15 protein-coding genes are annotated in these 18,308 nt (G+C 74.5%); 5 read left to right on the top strand and 10 right to left on the bottom strand.

The window, feature by feature from the left end; all coding sequences use genetic code 11:
- Nucleotides 1-38 precede the first annotated feature (38 nt).
- The 3 genes from EDD39_RS15475 to EDD39_RS15465 form a co-directional block, all read right to left on the bottom strand.
- Complete coding sequence (locus EDD39_RS15475) at nt 39-2,252, bottom strand: M9 family metallopeptidase (RefSeq protein WP_123556511.1); 2,214 nt, start codon at nt 2,250-2,252, stop codon at nt 39-41.
- 204 nt (nt 2,253-2,456) lie between these two features.
- On the bottom strand, nt 2,457-2,837 hold the full coding sequence (locus EDD39_RS15470) for a DUF4180 domain-containing protein (RefSeq protein ID WP_123556509.1): 381 nt from the start codon (nt 2,835-2,837) through the stop codon (nt 2,457-2,459).
- On the bottom strand, nt 2,837-3,250 hold the full coding sequence (locus tag EDD39_RS15465; protein WP_123556506.1) for a helix-turn-helix domain-containing protein: 414 nt from the start codon (nt 3,248-3,250) through the stop codon (nt 2,837-2,839). Before EDD39_RS15465 ends, EDD39_RS15470 begins: the two co-directional genes overlap by 1 nt.
- A 533-nt stretch (nt 3,251-3,783) precedes the next feature.
- Here EDD39_RS15465 and EDD39_RS15460 point away from each other — a divergent pair.
- From EDD39_RS15460 to EDD39_RS15450, 3 genes are all read left to right on the top strand, one after another.
- Complete coding sequence (locus tag EDD39_RS15460) at nt 3,784-4,785, top strand: serine protein kinase RIO (RefSeq protein ID WP_123556505.1); 1,002 nt, start codon at nt 3,784-3,786, stop codon at nt 4,783-4,785.
- 285 nt (nt 4,786-5,070) lie between these two features.
- Nucleotides 5,071-6,987 (top strand): serine/threonine-protein kinase, encoded by a 1,917-nt coding sequence (locus EDD39_RS15455; RefSeq protein ID WP_162870033.1) that lies wholly within the window; start codon nt 5,071-5,073, stop codon nt 6,985-6,987.
- A 118-nt stretch (nt 6,988-7,105) separates the two neighbouring features.
- The gene (locus tag EDD39_RS15450; RefSeq protein WP_123556500.1) at nt 7,106-7,660 is read left to right on the top strand and encodes a hypothetical protein; all 555 of its coding nucleotides are present in this window, start codon (nt 7,106-7,108) and stop codon (nt 7,658-7,660) included.
- A 71-nt stretch (nt 7,661-7,731) separates the two neighbouring features.
- Here EDD39_RS15450 and EDD39_RS15445 read toward each other — a convergent pair whose 3' ends face one another.
- The gene (locus EDD39_RS15445; protein WP_051818070.1) at nt 7,732-8,604 is read right to left on the bottom strand and encodes an ABC transporter permease; all 873 of its coding nucleotides are present in this window, start codon (nt 8,602-8,604) and stop codon (nt 7,732-7,734) included.
- Nucleotides 8,605-8,680: 76 nt separating this feature from the next.
- Complete coding sequence (locus EDD39_RS15440; RefSeq protein ID WP_123556498.1) at nt 8,681-11,443, bottom strand: alpha/beta fold hydrolase; 2,763 nt, start codon at nt 11,441-11,443, stop codon at nt 8,681-8,683.
- Between the two features lie 149 nt (nt 11,444-11,592).
- Here EDD39_RS15440 and EDD39_RS15435 point away from each other — a divergent pair, with 149 nt between their 5' ends.
- Entirely contained in the window at nt 11,593-12,603 is a 1,011-nt protein-coding gene (locus tag EDD39_RS15435) for a mechanosensitive ion channel family protein (protein WP_123556496.1), read from the top strand.
- Between the two features lie 24 nt (nt 12,604-12,627).
- Here the strand turns inward: EDD39_RS15435 and EDD39_RS15430 are convergent, their stop codons facing one another.
- Together EDD39_RS15430 and EDD39_RS15425 are read right to left on the bottom strand one after the other, a co-directional pair.
- A complete protein-coding gene (locus EDD39_RS15430; protein ID WP_123556494.1) occupies nt 12,628-13,104 on the bottom strand; it encodes a GNAT family N-acetyltransferase in 477 nt (158 codons plus the stop codon).
- A 1-nt stretch (nt 13,105) separates the two neighbouring features.
- Nucleotides 13,106-14,044 (bottom strand): RluA family pseudouridine synthase, encoded by a 939-nt coding sequence (locus EDD39_RS15425; protein WP_123556492.1) that lies wholly within the window; start codon nt 14,042-14,044, stop codon nt 13,106-13,108.
- A gap of 213 nt (nt 14,045-14,257) precedes the next feature.
- On the opposite strand from EDD39_RS15425, the gene EDD39_RS15420 reads away from it, so the two are divergent.
- Nucleotides 14,258-15,775 (top strand): FMN-binding glutamate synthase family protein, encoded by a 1,518-nt coding sequence (locus EDD39_RS15420; RefSeq protein ID WP_123556490.1) that lies wholly within the window; start codon nt 14,258-14,260, stop codon nt 15,773-15,775.
- Between the two features lie 3 nt (nt 15,776-15,778).
- Here EDD39_RS15420 and EDD39_RS15415 read toward each other — a convergent pair whose 3' ends face one another.
- From EDD39_RS15415 to EDD39_RS15405, 3 genes are all read right to left on the bottom strand, one after another.
- Nucleotides 15,779-16,648, bottom strand: coding sequence for a DUF3592 domain-containing protein (locus tag EDD39_RS15415; protein ID WP_123556488.1), 870 nt, complete (start codon nt 16,646-16,648; stop codon nt 15,779-15,781).
- Between the two features lie 118 nt (nt 16,649-16,766).
- Nucleotides 16,767-17,462 carry a signal peptidase II gene (gene lspA / locus EDD39_RS15410; protein WP_123560465.1) on the bottom strand — a complete coding sequence of 232 codons (696 nt, stop codon included), beginning with the start codon at nt 17,460-17,462 and terminating at the stop codon, nt 16,767-16,769.
- A 136-nt stretch (nt 17,463-17,598) separates the two neighbouring features.
- The gene (locus tag EDD39_RS15405; RefSeq protein ID WP_244256740.1) at nt 17,599-18,102 is read right to left on the bottom strand and encodes a TraR/DksA family transcriptional regulator; all 504 of its coding nucleotides are present in this window, start codon (nt 18,100-18,102) and stop codon (nt 17,599-17,601) included.
- Nucleotides 18,103-18,308: the final 206 nt, after the last annotated feature.

The raw sequence follows: 18,308 nt of genomic DNA, 5'->3' as shown, positions 1-18,308 counted from the left end.
ACCGGTGGGTGGGCCGGGCCGTTCGGCGCGGGGGCCGGTCAGTACGAGGTGCTGACGGAGGCGCCGCCGAAGGACTGCTGGCCGTAGAGGCTGACGTAGTTGTAGCCCGCGGGCGGGTTGCTGATGGTGAGGGTCTCGGCGTTGCCGCTGCCGGTGGACTTGGCGGTGTAGGAGCCGGTGGTGGCCCAGTTGCTGCCGTTGTAGTAGAGGTCGGCGTTGCCGGTGCCGCCGCTCGCGGTGATGGTCAGGCTGGTGGTGCCGGCCGGGACGTACAGGTAGAAGTAGGCGTAGTTGCCGACGGTGGCGGCGACGTTGGAGCGGCCGCATCCCTTGTCGAGCTGCCGGGTGTCGGCGCCGGTGCACTCGGGGGCGGTGGGGGTGGTCGGGGTGCCGCAGTTGCCGCCGTTGCAGGCGGTCAGCCAGGCGTTGAAGTCGGCGTCGTAGCGGGTGCCGATGGTGGTCTTGAGGATCGTCCGGGCCCCGTTCCAGTCACCGGCGCGGTACTTGGCCAGCACGGCGTCCAGGTCGGAGCGGTGCGACTGGAGCATGTAGCGGACGGCCAGGTAGCCCCAGTTGTAGATCCGGGTCTGGTCGGCGTTGTCGTAGGTGGTGTCGAACAGGGTGGACAGCGCGTAGGTGTGCTGCCCGGCCTGGGTGAGCGCGTCGGTGTACTCGACGTTGCGGTACGAGTAGGAGACGTACTCGGCGAAGCCCTCGACCCACCAGACGGTCGGGGTGGTCATGCCGGCGTCGAAGTCGCCGGCCATGTCGAACCGGCCGTCGAGGTAGTGGGTGTACTCGTGGTTGAGGTTCCAGATCTGGAAGTCCGGGCGGACCCACTCGGCCTCGTAGGCGACGAACCGGGGCTGGTTGCCCGCCGCGGCCGGGTCGCCCTCCAGGTACATGCCGCCGTTGTCGGTGGAGATCCCGAAGATGGTGCCGGCGTAGGTCTGGTAGTCGCTGCTGGAGTGGAAGACCACCACCTCGATGGTGGAGTTGTTGTCGTTCGCCACCGCGCCGGTGTCCCGGACCACGCCGTGGAAGTAGGCGTCCTGGCCCTTGAGGCTGGTGCAGGCGGTGGTCAGCTGGTCGGCCGTCAGCGCCTGGGCGATGATCCTGATGCTGGGGCTGCAGGTGTAGTTGACCGTCAGCACCGCGGCCTTGAGCCGGCTCGCCAGGTCGCAGGTGCCGTAGTACGAGCAGTTGGCCCGGTCGTAGCTGTCGGTCATCTCGGCCAGGCCGACCCACAGCGGGGCGGTGCGGCCGGTGATCGAGCTCTGGTCCAGCAGGCTCTTCACCAGCGGCCGGGCCTTGGCCTGCAGCGCCGGGTACTGGAGGAAGCGGCCCAGTTCGCGGCCGGCGTTGGAGACCAGGAAGTCGTTGCTGCCACCGAGCATCGCGTTGTTGCGGGAGGCGAAGGACTGCAGGGCGTCCAGCACGCTCGGGTCGGCCTGCACGGCGGGCAGGAAGTCGCTGTTCTGGTGGCCGCGCCAGAGCACCGTGTAGGTGTTGTTGACGGCGTTGACCATGTACCAGGACGCGTCGTAGCTGCTGTTGTAGCCGTTCAGCAGGCGCTTGACGACGTTCAGGTAGCGGGCGTTCTCGGCGGCGCTGTCGATCAGGGTGACCGCCTCGCCCAGGGTGGCGCCGTTCGCGTCGGTGACGTCCTGCGAGTGCGCGCCGGCGAAGAAGCGGTCCAGGCCGCCCTCGATCGCGCTCTTCAGGCTGCTGCCGTACGTGCCGACCACGTCCGGGTTGTACCACTGCACGTAGTAGCCGGCCCGCAGGTACAGCACGACCTGGGTGGCCGAAGTGGAGTCGTCGCCCGGGTAGTCGGCGGACAGGTCGCGCAGCGCGTTGGCCACGCTGACCATCTGCGACTCGTTGAAGGCCAGCTTCGCGTCGTTGCCCTTGAGCAGGAACAGCGAGTTGACGCAGTCCACGGTGGACGCCTTGATCTGCGTCACCAGGGCGCTGCCGGTCCGGCCGGTGAAGTCCGAGGCGTTGCAGGTCGCCGCGGCGGCCAGCGACCGCGCCGCGCCGGGCTCGCCCTTGGCCGCCAGCGGCGGCCGCTTGCTGGCGTCCGCCCGCACGTCGCGGTCGGAGTCCTTGCGGCGCTCGGCCGCCTCGGTGCTGCGCGGTGCCGACTTCGCCGACTTGGCGGGCACGGCCGGTTTGGCCGCGGCCGCCCGCTGCCCGCCCTGGGCGGCGCCGGCGGTCGGCGCCAGCGCGCCGACGAAACCCAGGGCCATGCTCAGGGACAGCAGCAGACTCGTCGCCCGTCCTACGGACGCGGCTGATTTCCGGAAGGTTCGCACGTGGGGGCCTCCGGGCCGATATGACGCCGCGGTGGGGGTCCGCGGCGGAGGGTCGGAGGCCGTCGGGGTGCCCCCCGACGGCCAGGTGACATGTACAATTGCACATGTCACCTGGCACCGGAAGACCTCGGGTCCAAGTCAACTGCCCCGGATAACGCCCCGGTCCGCCAGCCGCCCGGCCAGCCCCGGCAGGTCCTCGACGAACCACAGCTGCAGGCCCCGGTTGCTCTCCCGGACGAAGTCCCGCAGCGCGTCCGACTCCGCCACCCGCGCCGAGACGTCACCCACCACCGCCAGCCCCGTCCGGTACTGCGCGAACTTCTGCACCACCGCCCCCGCGACCCCGCTGCGCAGCCGGAAGAACTCCGCCCCCAGCCGCTCCACCGGCAGCGCCACCCAGGACGCCTCCCGGTAGTACGCGTCGCCCAGCAGGTCCAGCGCCTCGCGCTCCCCCGCCACCGGCTCCCCCGCCGCCGCGGCCACCAACACCCGCTCCCCGCCCAGCTCCTGAAGCTCCATCAGCGCACCTCTCCCGTCAGATCGTCGATCAACGCCAACATGTCCGCCACCCGCCGCGGCGGCCCCATCACCACGAACCGCAACGCGCTCCGCTCCTCCTCCCGCACCGCCTGCACCCACAGCGGCCGCGACCCGCCCGACCACGCCCCCGCCGCCGCCAGCACCCCCGTCACCAGGCGGTCCGCGTCCCGCGCCCCCACCCCCTCCACCTGCACCACCGCCGAAACGTCCACCCGCGCCGGCCGCGCCGGCATCCCGCCCCCCGTGAACGCCTCCACCTCCGCCCGCGCGATCCGGTACTGCTTCCCGATCCGCACCGCCTTGAGCTTCCCGTCCCGCACGTACCCGCGCACGGTCTTCACGTGCAGGCCGAGCAGCTCCGCCACGTCCTCGACGGAGTAGAAATCATTCATTCCCTATCCTTCCCTATCCCACCCCACTGTACGTCCCGATAGGGAACTTCCCCACCCCGACACACCGACCGCCCTTCCCCTCCCGCCCGCTTCCCCCCGTCCCGCCCCCCTCTCCATCGCCCCTCTCTCCCGCCTCCCCTCCCGCCCCCCTCCCCTCCCGCCCCCTCCCCTCCCGCCCCCTCCCCTCCCTCCCGCTCCCCTCCCTCCCGCTTCCCTCCCTCCCGCGCCCCGCCAGGGGCGCGGGGAACTGCGCGCCCAGCCACCCGCCCCGCCGCCGCCTCGCTCCTCCTCCCCCGCCCCGATCCCCCTCCGAAAAACCCCTTGCGCCCCACCCCCCACTCGCTAGAGTGGTCCACGTCCCGCCGCGCCACTGCGCGTTCGCGGGCCTGACGAGAGGAGGTGCAGACCGATGGTTGCCGCCGTGACGCGGTGCGCCTTCGTGTGCGCGCCATACGCCTCCCCCCGTCTTCTTCCCACCGGCTGATCGCGCGTCATCCCGCGCCCCGGTGGGCCACTCCACAGGAGCCACCGCAGTGCGCGAGCGCTTTGCCGACAGCGATTCCTTCTCCCGCATCCGCCCCAAGGGCGCTTCCCGTCGCGGCCGCCGGGCCGACCGCTTCGACGACTCCCAGCCCGAGTACGACTACTTCGCCCCGGCCGGGTTCGAGGCCGACGGCCACGAGGGCGCCGAGGGCTACGACCACGACGACGCCGAGCAGGAGTTCCTCGTCCCGGTGACCGACGGCCCCGCCGTCGGCGACCGCTGGTCCACCTGGGACCAGTCCACCCCGACCGAGAAGGGCCCCGAGCCGCGCCCCGACTGGGTCGTCACCGAACTCGCCGCGGTGGACACCGAGTTGGGCATCGTGAAGACCGGCAAGGAGGCGGACGTCTTCCTGCTGGAGCGCGCCGTCCCCGACACCGGCCGGCGCACCCTGATGGCCGCCAAGCGGTACCGGGACGCCCAGCACCGGATGTTCCACCGCGATTCCGGCTACCTCGAGGGCCGCCAGCACAAGGAGTCCCGGGTCAGCCGGGCGATGGCCAAGCGCACCGCCTTCGGCAAGGAGGCGATCGCCGGCCAGTGGGCGGCGGCCGAGTTCGCCGCGCTGTGCCGGCTCTGGTCGGCCGGTGTCGCCGTGCCGTACCCGGTGCAGATCACCGGCACCGAGATCCTGATGGAGTTCGTCGGCGACGAGGACGGCACGGCCGCGCCCCGGCTGGCCCAACTCCGCACCGAGGAGGCCGACATCGACGACCTGTGGGCCCAGCTGGGCCGCAGCCTCGCGCTGCTGGCCTACGACGGCTACGCCCACGGAGACCTGTCGGCGTACAACATCCTGGTGCACCGCGGCCGCCTGGTGATCATCGACGTTCCGCAGATCGTCGACGTGGTGGCCAACCCGCGCGGCCTCTCCTTCCTGGAGCGGGACGTCCGGAACGTCGGCGCCTGGTTCGTCTCCCGCGGCCTCCCGCCCGCGAGCGTCGAGGCCCTGGTCGAGTCCCTCGCCGCCGACGCCCGCCTGCGCCGCTGATCTCCCACCGGAAGGGCGGGTCCCGGCCGCACCCCGGCCCCGGCCCCGCCCTTCCGGGAGCACCGCACACGCACGGGGCGGCCGCCTCCCCGGCCGGCTTCCCGGTCGGCTTCCCGGCTGACCTCCCCTCATCCCGCCGCCTCCGCCCGGCAGTTGTGCCGCGCAACGGGTGTAGAGTCGCCGCGGTCGGACGGGGTCGGGGGCGCCAGCGGCTTCCCCCCGCGCGTTCGAACAGCGAGAATCACTGCTGACAAGTCGTACAACATGCTCGGGGGACTGCGGGACATGTGGGGTCGGGGGACCGTGCTCGGGGGCCGCTACGCCCTCTCCGAACGGCTCGGCAGCGGCGCGATGGGCGAGGTCTGGCGGGCCGAGGACCAGGTGCTGGGCCGACAGGTCGCGGTGAAGATCGTGCTTCCGGCGCTGCTGGAGGACGAGGTCTTCGCCGCCCGGTTCCGCCGCGAGGCGACGGTGCTGGCCGCGATGAACCACCGCGGCGTGGTGCACATCCACGACTACGGCGAGGACGGCACCGACCCGGACGCCCGGACCGCGTACATCGTGATGGAGCTGCTGACCGGCAAGCCGCTCGACAAGGCCCGCGGCCGCACCGCCTTCCCGCCCGACCGGGCGCTGGACGTCGCGGCCCAGGTGCTGGACGCGCTGCACGCCGCGCACCAGCAGGGCATCGTGCACCGGGACATCAAGCCGTCCAACCTGATGATCGACCAGGACGGGCGGGTCACCGTCACCGACTTCGGCATCGCCCGCACCCTCGCCGACACCCGGATCACCACCGCCCACGCGGTGATCGGCACCGCCCTGTACATGGCCCCGGAACGCGCCGAGGGCAAGGACGCCTCGGCCGTGTCCGACCTGTACTCGGTCGGCGTGGTGCTGTACGAACTGCTGGCCGGTGCGGTGCCGTTCACCGGCGGGACGCCGCTCGAAGTGGTGCTCAAGCACGTCCGCGAGCCGGTGCCCGAGCTGCCCGCGGAGATACCCGCGCCGGTCCGGGCCCTGGTCGCCCGGGCGCTCGCCAAGCAGCCCGAGGACCGCCACCGGGACGCGGCGGCGATGGCCCTCGCCGCCCGCCGGGCGATGTCCACCCCGGCCGGGTTCGGCGCGGTGCTCTCCGCGCCCGAGCCCGTCGAACCCCCACCGGCCCTCCCGGCCCCGGCCGTACCCGCCGCGCCCGCCAAGCCGGAGAGCACCCCGGCCCCGGCCCCGACCGAGCCCGCCCCGGCCCGGGACAAGCGCGCCGGGCGCCGCCGCCTGGCCACCCTGATCCTGCCGGTGGTCCTGGTCGGCGGCGGTGGCGTGACGGCCCAGCAGTTCGACCTGCTGCCCTGGCAGCACCCGGACCAGCGGACCACGGCCGGTTCCACCCCGAGCCCCGGCAGCCCCGGCGGCCCCGCCACCGGCCCCGCCGCGAGCGCCACCCCGCCGTCCACCGCCCCGGGCACCACCCAGGCCGACCCCACCCCGCCCGCCTCCGCCCCGGCCACCGACCAGGCCGGCAACCCCGTCCTGCCGGGCACCGATCCCGGCACCGGCGCCAACCCGGGCACCGGCAACGGCGGCGGCAGCAACCCCGGTGGCACCACGAACAGTTCGGGCGGCAGCAACCCCGGCACCGGCGCGGGCAGCAACCCCGGCACCGGCTCGGGCTCGGCTTCCGGCGGCGGCTCCGGCAACGGCGGCGGCGGCGGTGGCAGCACCCCGAACCAGCCCAAGCCGACCACCCCCGCCACCACCCCGCCCGCCACCGGCTCGGGCCCGGCCAAGGGCTGCGGCGGCAGCGGCTGGGGCCACCTGGTGAACACCGGCAGCGGGCGCTCCGTCGGGCTCGGCTCGGACGCGGTCAGCGCGGGCGTCCCGGTGGTCTCCGGCGGCTACACCTCCTACGGCTGGATCATGAGCAGCAGCAACGGCGTGGTCACCTTCACCGCCTGCGCGGCCAACAGCGGCATCAGCCTCGGCGCGCCCTACGCCGGCAGCCCCAACGCCGCCGAACTGGCCGGGGCCTCCTCCTACGGCGACATGACCAGCTGGATGGTGACCGACGCCGGTTCCGGCTCCTTCCAGCTGAAGTTCGGCTACGGCATCCAGAGCTGCCTGACCGACAACGGCAGCGGCGCCGCCCTCACCGTCGGCACCTGCAGCCCGGGCGCCAAGTCCCAGCTCTTCCGCTTCTCCTGAGCGCCGGAGCCCCCTTCGCACCCGCACCGCCCGCCGCCCGCACCGCCCCCGTCCGGCCCGGCCGCCAACCCCCGGCCCCACCAACCGAGTTGTCCCCCGGCCGGGGCAGAATGCGGGCATGGCCGAACAGTACTTCTCCGCTTTCGCGGTGGACGCCGCCGTCCTGCACCGCCTGCCGGGCTCGGGCGAGCGCGTGCTGCCCGGCGTGCCGCCCTCCGCCGCGCTCACCGAACTGCTCTCCGGCCGGCTGCGCGCCGACGCGGACTCCCGCTACACCGCGCTGCTGCCCGCGCTGGCGGGCGCGTTCGGCACGCCGCTGGGCGCGGTCTCCGTCCCGGGCCGGCACTGGGACGACCTGACGGAGGTGTTCACGGGGCTGGAGCTGCCCGCACTGGCCGCGCTCTGGTCCCGCCCGTGGCCGTTCCCGGCCGACGCCGGCTACGACTGGCCGTGGCCGTACCCGACCCTGGCGGCCCGCGCCGACACCGCCGACCTGCTCGCCGAACTCGCCGCGCTGGCCTCGGAGTCCATCCACGAGCAGGACGTCGAGGCGCTGGACGAGGACGACCTGGAGGAGGCGGCCTGGTTCCTCACCGAGCACCTCCCGGTCTGGGCCTCCCGGGCGCACGCCCTCGACCTCGACCTGCTGCTGATCCGCGACGGCGCCCGCTGACCCCGCACCGCCCGCACCGCCCCGCCCCTACGGCGCCCGCTGACCCCGCACCGCCCGCCCCGCGCCGCCCCTCAGGACACCACGTCCTTCGCCGCGAACCCGCGGAACGCCAGCGCCAGCAGCACCACCGCGTACGACAGCGACAGCACCACGCCCTGCACCATGCCGCCCCACTCCAGTTGCGGCTGCAGCGCGTCCGCCCAGGCGTACTGCCAGTGCGCGGGCAGCCACTCGCGCAGCGAGCCGAGCGCGGTGACGGCGTCCAGCACGCCGGTGATGATGGAGGCGAAGACCGCGCCGCCGACCGCGCCGAGCGGGGCGTCCGTGGCCGTGGAGAGCCAGAACGCCAGTGCGCCGACCACGATCTCGGCGAGGAAGACGTACAGCACGGCGATCGCCAGCCGGGGCAGCGCCTCGGCCGCCGACAGCGTCGCCCCGGTGGGGAGCTTGAGGTCGCCCCAGCCGTACGCGGCGGTGCCGACCACCAGCCCGACGGCGGGCAGCAGCACCACCGCGGCCGCCGAGAAGGCCATCGCCACCGCGAACTTGCGCACCAGCAGCCGGGCCCGGGGCACCGGCGCGGCCAGCAGGTAGCGCAGCGAGGACCAGCTCGCCTCGGAGGCCACCGTGTCGCCGGCGAACAGCGCGACCGGGATGACCAGCAGGAAGCCGGTGCCCATGAACAGCAGCGTGGCGGCGAAGTTCGCCCCCGACGCGGTGGCCAGCTCGATGAACGTGGTGCGGTTCTCCCGCCCGGGCGTGCCGCCGATCTGGAACGCCGCCAGCACGACGAACGGCAGCACGGCCAGCACCCCGCCGACCACCAGTGTCCGGCGGCGGCGCAGCTGCCGCATCGCCTCGACCCGCAGCGGCAGCGTCCGCCCGGGCCGGTAGCCGGGCGCGGCGGTGTCCCGCCCCGCGCCGAGCACGGTCGCGTCACTCATGCCGTCCCTCCGTCCACAGTCCCACGTCCGACACCGACACCGTCACTGACACTGACCCCGTCCCCGACGCCCCCGCTCATGCCCCGGCCCCCCGGATCAGGGACAGGAACGCGTCCTCGAGCCGCCGCTGCGGGCCGATGCCGGTCACCGGCACGCCCAGGCGCACCAGTTCGGCGGTCAGCCGGCTCGCGGGCAGGCCGTCCAGCCGGACCAGCAGTCCGGCGTCCACGGCCTGCGCCTGCGCGATGCCGTCCAGCGCGGCCAGCTTCTCGGCGACCGCCTCGCCCCCGTCGAAGCCCGGCTCGACGGACACCAGCAGTTGCTCGCCCGCGCCGGTGATCTCCGTGGTCGGCCCGGCGACCACGAGCTGCCCGCGTTCCATCACCACCAGGTGGGTGCAGGACTGCTCGACCTCGGCCAGCAGGTGGCTGGAGACGATGACGGTGCGTCCGGCGGCGGCGTAGCGGACCATCACCTCGCGCATCTCGCGGATCTGCGGCGGGTCGAGCCCGTTGGTGGGTTCGTCGAGGATCAGCAGGTCGGGCAGGCCGAGCATGGCCTGGGCGATGGCGAGGCGCTGCCGCATGCCCTGCGAGTAGGTGCGGACGGCGCGTTCCAGGGCCTCGCCGAGGCCGGCGATCTCCAGCGCCTCGGCGAAGTGCGCGTCCTCGACGGGCCGTCCGGTGGCCGCCCAGTACGACTCCAGGTTGGCCCGTCCGGACAGGTGCGGCAGGAAGCCGGCGCCCTCGACGAACGCGCCGACCCGGGAGAGCACCGGCGCGCCGGGCCTGATCGCGTGGCCGAAGACCCGGATCTCGCCCGCGTCGGGGCGGATCAGGCCCATCAGCATCCGCAGCGTGGTGGTCTTGCCCGCGCCGTTGGGGCCGAGCAGGCCGAGCACCTGCCCGGTCTCCACCCGGAAGGACAGGTCGCGCACCGCGTACCGGTCGGTGGCCCCCTTGTACTTCTTCGCCAGGCCGGTGATCTGCAGCGGCACGTCGGCGAGCGCCGGGTCCGGGGCGGGGGTGGTGTCGCGGCGCCGCCGGGCGAGCACCAGCAGCGCGCCGAGTGCCAGCGCGACCAGCGGCAGCACCCAGGTGCGGTTCGGCAGCGGCGCGGCCTCGGTGCGCAGCCCGGGCACCGTCGGGACGCTCAGCGGGCCGACCGCGGAGACGGTGTAGGTGGCGGCCTGCGCGGGCGAGGCGTACGCCAGGTCGGTGCTGGCCAGCACCAGCCGCAGCCGGTGCCCGGCCGGGAACTCGTGGTCGACGGCGGGCAGCGCGACCCGCACGGTCCGGCCGCCGTCGGCGTCCGCGCCGGTCACCCGCAGCGGGGCGACGAGCTGCTGCGGCAGGGTCTGCTTGCCGTCGGGGGCGACGTCGTACAGCTTGGCGAACAGCACCGCCTCGGGGGTGTCGGCCTTCACCCGCACCTGGACGGCGGGGGCGCCGGTCAGGTGCAGGGCGCTGCCGAGCGGCTGGGAGTCGAAGGAGGCGAACTGGCCGGGGAAGTCGATCGACAGGCCCGCCCCGACGGAGGAGAGCTGGGCCAGGGCGCCGATGCCGGGCAGGGTGGAGATGTTCGGCGGGGCCCCGCCGGGCGGGTTGGCGATCCGCTGCTCCCGGCCGGTCAGCGCGACCTCCTGCCGGGCCGTGCCGTCCAGGCCGGGGTAGGCGCCGGCGTCGGCGCCGCGCAGCACGGCCTGGAAGCCGGTCGAGTCGACGCCGCCGGTGCGAGTGACCCGGAACGCGGGGCCGGTGTCCGCGCCGGTGCCCCTGAGGTAGTGGTCGAACCAGGCGGTGACCCGGGCGTCGGCGCGGGTGCTGGTCTCCTGGCCGCCGTCGTGGCCGGCGCCGAACCAGTCCACCGCGACGGGGGCGCCGTTGGCGGCGACCGCCTTGGCGATCCGGTCGCCCTGGTCGAGCGGGAAGAGCGAGTCCTGCTGGCCCTGGACGACCAGGGTCGGGACCTTGATCCGGTCGGCCACCGAGGCGGGGCTGGAGTGCTCCAGCAGCTTCACCGCGTCGGCGTCCGGCCGTCCGGCGGCCGCGACCCGGTTGTACATCGCGCACAGCTCTTCGCGGAACCGCCCGCAGCCCACCGGCCCGGCGGCCGGGGCGGCCGGAGCGGTCGAGCCGGCCGGGGCGGCGGAGCCGTCGCCGAAGGCGGCCGAGGAACCGGTGGTGAAGAAGATCCCGGCCCACAGCTTCTTGAAGACCCCGTCGGCGGCCGAACTGCCCTGCGCGGCCTGCGGGAACAGCGCGTCGGCCAGGTCGAACCAGGTGATCTGCGGGGCGATCGCGTCGATCCGGCTGTCGTACCCGGCGGCCAGCAGCGACACCGCGCCGCCGTACGAGGCGCCGGTCACGCCGACCCGCGGGTCGCCGGGCCCGTCGAGCTGAACCTCGGGGCGCTGGGCCAGCCAGTCCACCAGCCGGGAGACGTCGGCGACCTCGCGTTCGGGCTGGTTCAGCCCGATCTGCCCGGTCGACTTCCCGAACCCGCGCGCCGACCAGGTCAGCACCGCGTACCCGTGCCGGGCCAACTCCTCGGCGCGGGAGCGCAGTTCGTCCTTGGAGCCGCCGAAGCCGTGCGCCAGCAGCACGGCCGGCCGCCGCCCGGAGCCGCCCGCGGTGAAGAACGAGGTGTCGATCCGGACGGTCTCCGGGCTGCCCGCGCTCTCCGGCAGGTCCAGGAACCGGTCCTCCCGGTGCACCCGCTCCGGCTGCCCCGCCACCGCGACCGCCCCGCCGCCGACCAGCAGCGCGGCCGCCACCGCACCGGCCAGCACCGCCCTGCGCCGGGTCAGCCACCTTCGCCACGCCCCACCGAAGCCCATGGCGGTGATCCTAACCGGGCGGCAGGTAAGGAACCCATCAGCCCGCCGACGATCCGGTACGGCCCCTCCCCGGCCCGGCTGACGAACCGCCACGATCCCCCACGATAGGGTGCGAATCCCCCCGTTGCCGGACGCCAGCGAGGTGACCCGTGCTCTGGCCGCTCGCCAGCCTGCTCACCGCCGTCTTCGCCACCCTGTTCGCCGGCTGGCTGGTCGACCAGACCCTCCAGCGCCTCGACGCCCGCCACCCCGACGCCCCGGTCTGGGCCCAGCTGCGCCGCTGCCGCGTCCCGCTCCAACTGGTGCTGCTCTCCGCCCTGCTGCTCGCCGCCCGGCCGGTGCGCCGGATCTTCCACAGCGACGACGACGCGCTCCGGCACGGCGTCCTGCTGGTGCTGATCGGCTCGCTCGGCTGGCTGACCGTCCGGGTGCTGGCCGCCGTCGTCGAAGCCGCCTTCAGCCGCTACCAGACGGTCACCGAGGACGCCTCCCGCATCCAGCGGGTGCGCACCCAGCTCGGCCTGGTCCGCCGGGTCGGCTCCGCCGTGCTCTGGACGGTCACCGCCGGCGCCCTGCTGCTCACCTTCGACGCCATGCGCACCGTCGGCGCCAGCCTGCTCGCCTCCGCCGGCATCATCGGCATCATCGCGGGCATCGCCGCCCAGTCCGCGCTCGGCAACTTCTTCGCCGGCCTGCAGATCGCCTTCAGCGACACCGTCCGGATCGGCGACACCGTCGTGGTGGACGGCCAGCAGGGCACCGTCGAGGAGATCACCCTCTCCTACCTGGTGCTGCGGCTGTGGGACGAGCGCCGCCTGGTCGTCCCGGTCTCCTACTTCGTCTCCAGGCCCTACGAGAACTGGACCCGCCGCGACCCCGGCCTGCTCGGCTGGGTCCTGCTCCACCTCGACCACCGCACCCCCGTCGACGCGCTGCGCGCCGAACTGGGGCGCTACCTGGCCGGCAGCGGGCTCTGGGACGGCCGGGACTGGTCCCTCGCCGTCTCCGACACCACCCCGTCCACCGTCGTGGTCCGCGCCACCATGACCGCCCGCGACCCGGACACCACCGCCGCCCTCCGGCTCGCCGCCCGCGAACACCTGCTGGCGTACCTGCGCGACCAGCACCCGGAGTCCCTGCCGCGCGTGCGCACCGACTGAACGCGCGGCAGGACCGCCCAGCCGCTACAGCACCCGGGTCATGGTCCGGTGCGGGATCCCGGCGTCGTCGTACACCGGCCCCTCGGCCGCGTACCCGAGCCGCTCGTAGAACCCGAGCGCCTGCACCTGCGCGTGCAGCTCGACCTCGCGCGCCCCGTGCTCGCGGCCCAACTCCTCGACCGCGCGCACCAGTCGCGCGCCGAGGCCGGTGCCGCGGGCGGCGGCGACCACGGCGAGCCGGCCGAGCAGCACCCGGCCCTCGGTGCCGCCGGTCATCGCCAGCGCCTCGGCGCCGTGGATCAGCCGGGCGGTGCCGAGCGCCGCGCCGTCGGGGCCGACGGCCAGCAGGTGCGCCGAGGTGGCGTCGTACTCGTCGTACTCCAGCTCCGGCGGCACGTCCTGCTCGACCACGAACACCTCGTGCCGCACGCCGCGCGCCAGCGCCATCTCCGCGTCCCCGTCGACCACCCGGATCGACACGCCCGTCAGCGGGGTGCCCATCTCAGCTCTCCGCCGCGATGACGTCCAGCGCGTGCTGCAGGTCCTCCGGGTAGGTGGAGGTGAACTCCACCCAGCGCCCGTCCTCGGGGTGCTCGAAGCCCAGCGAGACGGCGTGCAGCCACTGCCGGGTCAGGCCCAGCCGCTTGGCCAGCGTCGGGTCCGCGCCGTAGGTCAGGTCGCCGACGCAGGGGTGGCGCAGCGCCGACATGTGCACCCGGATCTGGTGGGTGCGGCCGGTCTCCAGCTTGATGTCCAGCAGCGACGCGGCCCGGTACGCCTCGATCAGGTCGTAGTGCGTGACGGACGGCTTGCCGTCCCGGGTGACGGCCCACTTCCAGTCGCTGCTGGGGTGCCGGCCGATCGGCGCGTCCACGGTGCCGGACAGCGGGTCGGGGTGGCCCTGGACCAGCGCGTTGTACTTCTTCTCGGTGACCCGGTCGTGGAACTGCCGCTTCAGGTCGGTGTAGGCCCGCTCGGACTTGGCGACCACCATGATCCCGGAGGTGCCGACGTCCAGCCGGTGCACGACGCCCTGGCGCTCGGCGGCGCCCGAGGTGGAGATCCGGTAGCCGGCCGCGGCCAGACCGCCGATCACGGTGGGGCCGGTCCAGCCGGGGCTGGGGTGCGCGGCCACGCCGACCGGCTTGTCGATCACCACGACGTGGTCGTCGTCGTGGATGATCCGCATGCCCTCGACGGCCTCGGCGACGATCTGCACCGGCGCCGCCGGGGCCGGGATCTCGACCTCCAGCCAGGACCCGGCGGTGACCCGGTCCGACTTCCCGGCGACCGCGCCGTCCAGCGTCACCTTGCCCTCGGCGGCGAGTTCGGCGGCCTTGGTGCGGGAGAACCCGAACATCCGGGCCAGGGCGGCGTCCAGCCGCTCGCCCTCCAGGCCGTCGGGTACGGGGAGGCTACGGGTCTGCGCTGCGATACTCACCCACCCGAGTATGCCCGACCCGCACCTCCCCCCGACCCCACCGGCCCCCGCCCCGCACCCCGCCCGAGGCCCCGCCGCGCACCGGCCGGAGCCCCTCCGGGCCCCTCCGGGCCCTGGCCGCCGACCGCCCGGGCCCGCCTCCTAGCATCGGTCTGCACCACCACACGACGGCCCGGTCGACGGGGACGGGGCCGAACACGAGGGGGAAGTCCCATGAAGGCCCGCACGATAGGCACCGCCGCCGCGGCCGCGGTGGCCGCGCTCGCCGCCCGCGACCTGCTCCAGAAGCGGCACGCGCTGCTGCGCAACTTCCCGGTGGCCGGGCACGCCCGCTACCTGCTGGAGCGGATCGGCCCGGAGCTGCGGCAGTACATCGTGACCTCCAACGAGGAGGAGCGTCCGTTCAGCCGCGACCAGCGCAGCTGGATCTACGCCTCGGCCAAGGAGGAGAACAACTACTCCGGGTTCGGCACCGAGGTGGACGTCGCGCACGTGCAGGGCCACGCCTACCTGAAGCAGCGCACCTTCGCCGGCCCGCTGCCCGACGCCCACGACCCGCAGGCGCCGCTGCCCTCGGCCAAGGTGCTGGGCGGCCCGCGCGGGCGCGCCGGGGCGTTCCGCCCGAGCAGCGTGGTGAACATCTCCGCGATGAGCTTCGGCTCGCTCTCCGGCGCCGCGATCACCGCCCTGAACGAGGGCGCGGCGCAGGCCGGCGCGCTGCACAACACCGGCGAGGGCGGCCTGTCCCCGTACCACCGCAAGGGCGGCGGCGACCTGGTGCTGCAGCTGGGCACCTCGTACTTCGGGTGCCGCAACGAGGACGGCAGCTTCGACCTCGGCAAGCTCAAGGAGGTGGTGGCGTCCGCCCCGGTCCGGGCGATCGAGATCAAGCTCTCGCAGGGCGCCAAGCCGGGCCTGGGCGGCATGCTGCCGGGCGCCAAGGTGACGCCGGAGATCGCCGAGATCCGCGGCATCCCGGTCGGGCGGGACTGTGCCTCGCCGTCCCGGCACAGCGCGTTCGGCGACGCCGACTCGATGCTGGACTTCGTCGAGCTGCTGGCCGCCGAGACCGGCCTGCCGGTCGGCATCAAGAGCGCGGTCGGCGAGCTGGGCTTCTGGCAGGAGCTGGCCTCGATGACGGCCCGCGGCGACCGCGGCGTGGACTTCGTGACCGTCGACGGCGGCGAGGGCGGCACCGGCGCGGCCCCGCGGATGTTCGCCGACTCGGTGTCGCTGCCGTTCCGGATGGGCTTCTCCCGGGTCTACGGCACCTTCGCCGAGCTGGGCCTGACCGACCGGCTGACCTTCATCGGCTCCGGCAAGCTCGGCCTGCCCGAGAACGCCGCGGTGGCCTTCGCGCTGGGCGCCGACATGGTCAACGTGGCCCGCGAGGCGATGCTGTCGATCGGCTGCATCCAGGCCCAGAAGTGCCACACCGACCGCTGCCCGACCGGCATCGCCACCCAGAACCCGTGGCTGGCCCGCGGCATCGACCCGGCCTCCAAGGCCACCCGGGCCGCGGTCTACCTGCGCACCCTGCGCCGGGAGTTGACCAAGGTCTCCTCGGCCGTCGGCGTCGCCCACCCGTCGCTGATCACCCCCGAGGACATCGAGGTGCTGAACGGCGACTACGAGGCCCGCACGCTGGCCTCGGTCTACGGCTACAAGGAGGGCTGGGGCCGGCTCGGCCCGGAGCTGGCCGAGGAGATCACCGCCCTGCTCACCGCCTGAGCCTCAGCGCAGCAGCAGCACCGCGCCCACCGCGGCCGTCGCCGCCAGCACCACCACGGCGGCGACGTGCACCGCGACGTCCCAGGCCCACGAGCGCCGGTCGGCCGCCGGGTCCAGGGTGAACTCGGCCGGGTTCGCGGGCGTGTGGTGCACCGTCACCTCGCGCCCCCGCGCCCGGGCCGGGTCGGCGAGGTGCGCGGTGCAGTGCGCGGTGACGGCGGTGCCGTCGCGGGTGGTGAACGCCACCACCGGGGTACGGGTGGTCAGCACGGAGCCGCTCTCCTCGTCGGTCCGGACGTCCCGGAACACCGCGACGATCCGGCCCGGCACCGCGTCCATCGCGGCCAGCCGCTCCCGCCTGCCCCGCCGGTCCCGGACGGCCCCCGGCAGGTGCCAGAGGCCGGACAGCGCCCACGGGCCCGCGCCGCCGACCAGCGCCCACGGCCACCCCCGGTGCAGCGCGGCCAGCGCCACCAGGCCCGCGTAGGCCGCGAACAGCGCGGCGGCGGGCCCGGCCAGGCCGCGGGAGGGCGGCTGCGGCGCGTCGGCGAACCCGAACTCGTGCGGCCGGCCCCGCGGGTGGCCGACCCCGATCTCCCGGCCCGCCCAGGCCGCGGCGACCGTCTCGCCGCGCCCCTCGTCGTCCGTGACGACGACCTCCCGCCCGCTGTCCGGGTCCCGGTACGACACCTCCAGCGGGATGCCGCCGATCCGCGAGGCGCCGTGCCGCGGCACCCCGACCGCCCGGATCCGCCCGGTCAGCCGGACCGTCCGCTGCGCCTTCGTCACCCCGGCCAGCGAGCGCACCGCGCCGACCAGCGCCACCGCGCCCCACGCCGCGCACCACAGCCTCAGGAACCAGTCCCACCCCACGCGCCCTCCCCGGCCGCCGCCCCGTCCCGGAGCACTCTGCCCGGTCGGACGGCCCCGGACACACCGGTGCCCGCCGGACCTGGTCCGGCGGGCACCGCGGGCGCGGGGCGGCGCGGGCTCAGCCCTCGCTGCCGCCGTCCTGCTCCGCCGGCTGCTTCTTCGCCGGGGCGCCGTGCACGGTGCCGTCCGGGTTGGAGCCGCGGAAGGAGAGCAGCACCACCAGGATGCCGCCGCAGACGATCGCCGAGTCGGCCAGGTTGAAGACCGCGAAGTGCTGGACCGAGATGAAGTCGACCACGTGCCCGCGGAACACCGACGGGGAGCGGAACAGCCGGTCGGTGAGGTTGCCGAGCGCGCCGCCGAGCAGCAGGCCCAGCGCGATCGCCCAGGGCAGGCTGTACAGGCGGCGGGCAATCCGCCAGATCACCACGATGACGCCGGCCGCGATCGCGGTGAACAGCACCGTCATCGCCTGGCCCATGCCGAACGCGGCGCCGCCGTTGCGGATCACCTGGAAGGTCATCCAGTCGCCGATCACCTTGATCGGCTCGCTGCGGCCCTCCAGTTCGGAGACCACCAGCAGCTTGGAGCCGAGGTCGATCAGGTAGGCGAGCACCGCGACGGCCAGCAGCAGGCTGATCCGGCGGCGGCGGACCACCACCCGGGCGCCCTCGGCCGCGGTCGCGCCGGCCTCGTCGGCCGGGTGTTCCGGCTCGGCCGCCGGGCGGCTCACCGGCTGCTCACCCGCCCCGCTGGGTGGGGCGGTGGGGACGGCGTCGTCCTGGGTCTGGTGGGAACCTGGCGTGCTGATGATCCGCTCCGCTGCCGTGTGGAATGCCGGGTGGAATGCCGGTCGACGTACTGGGGACGAGGGTACGGCACCACCCGCCCCGTTGGCCGCCGCGGCCGGAAACCTCCGGCCCGCGGGGACGGCCGACCGGCATCCGCGGTCAGCGGCGTTCCTGCTTGGCCTTGCAGCTGACGCAGAGCGTGGCGCGCGGGAAGGCCTGCAGGCGGGCCTTCCCGACGGGCTGGCCGCAGGACTCGCACAGGCCGAAGCCGGTGCCCTCCAGCCGGGCCAGGGCGCGCTCGGTCTGGGCGAGGCTGTCGCGGGCGTTGCTGGCGAGCGCGAGCTCGCTCTCCCGGTTGATGTTCTTGGTGCCGGCGTCGACCTGGTCGTCGCCCGCACCGTCGTTGGAGTCCCGCATCAGACCGGCGACGGCGGCCTCGGAGGCCTCGATCTCGGCCCGCAGCCGGACGATGTCGGCGGCCAGCTCCTCGTGCAGCTCGGCCACCTCCTCGGCCGTCCACGGGTCCTCGCCGGGGCGGACCGGCAGCTCGGCCGGGTCGACCGCCTCGGCGCCGCCGCGGGCTCCGGTGCCCGCCGGCACGTGGGTGCGGCTGCTCGCCGCGGTGTGTCCGGTGGTGCCGGTCTTTCGCCGCGCAGTACTCACGGTCCCCTCCCCTGGGTCGCCCGCCACGGCCTCGCGCGACCTCCTGGTCACGGTTCCTGTCGCTTTCTCAGCCATGGCTTTCGACCTCATTCACGAATGATCAGAAGCGTCGGTTCCCGACGATCTTGCCGGTCCCGGAACGATAAACCCCATCGAATCGCCCCACAACGGGACATACCGAAGCGCCTCACCGATCCCACCCGCGC

The organism is Kitasatospora cineracea (assembly GCF_003751605.1).
Classification (GTDB): Bacteria; Actinomycetota; Actinomycetes; order Streptomycetales; family Streptomycetaceae; genus Kitasatospora; species Kitasatospora cineracea.
The sequence above is the reverse complement of the archived record's forward strand: the minus strand, read 5'-3'. Positions and strand labels throughout refer to the sequence as shown.

Bases quoted from the DNA above. Each gene is read 5' to 3' on its own strand.
- EDD39_RS15475 (WP_123556511.1), bottom strand. From the start codon at position 2,252: ATGGCCCTGGGTTTCGTCGGCGCGCTGGCGCCGACCGCCGGCGCCGCC.
- EDD39_RS15470 (WP_123556509.1), bottom strand. From the start codon at position 2,837: ATGGAGCTTCAGGAGCTGGGCGGGGAGCGGGTGTTGGTGGCCGCGGCG.
- EDD39_RS15465 (WP_123556506.1), bottom strand. From the start codon at position 3,250: ATGAATGATTTCTACTCCGTCGAGGACGTGGCGGAGCTGCTCGGCCTG.
- EDD39_RS15455 (WP_162870033.1), top strand. From the start codon at position 5,071: ATGTGGGGTCGGGGGACCGTGCTCGGGGGCCGCTACGCCCTCTCCGAA.
- EDD39_RS15450 (WP_123556500.1), top strand. From the start codon at position 7,106: ATGGCCGAACAGTACTTCTCCGCTTTCGCGGTGGACGCCGCCGTCCTG.
- EDD39_RS15445 (WP_051818070.1), bottom strand. From the start codon at position 8,604: ATGAGTGACGCGACCGTGCTCGGCGCGGGGCGGGACACCGCCGCGCCC.
- EDD39_RS15440 (WP_123556498.1), bottom strand. From the start codon at position 11,443: ATGGGCTTCGGTGGGGCGTGGCGAAGGTGGCTGACCCGGCGCAGGGCG.
- EDD39_RS15430 (WP_123556494.1), bottom strand. From the start codon at position 13,104: ATGGGCACCCCGCTGACGGGCGTGTCGATCCGGGTGGTCGACGGGGAC.
- EDD39_RS15420 (WP_123556490.1), top strand. From the start codon at position 14,258: ATGAAGGCCCGCACGATAGGCACCGCCGCCGCGGCCGCGGTGGCCGCG.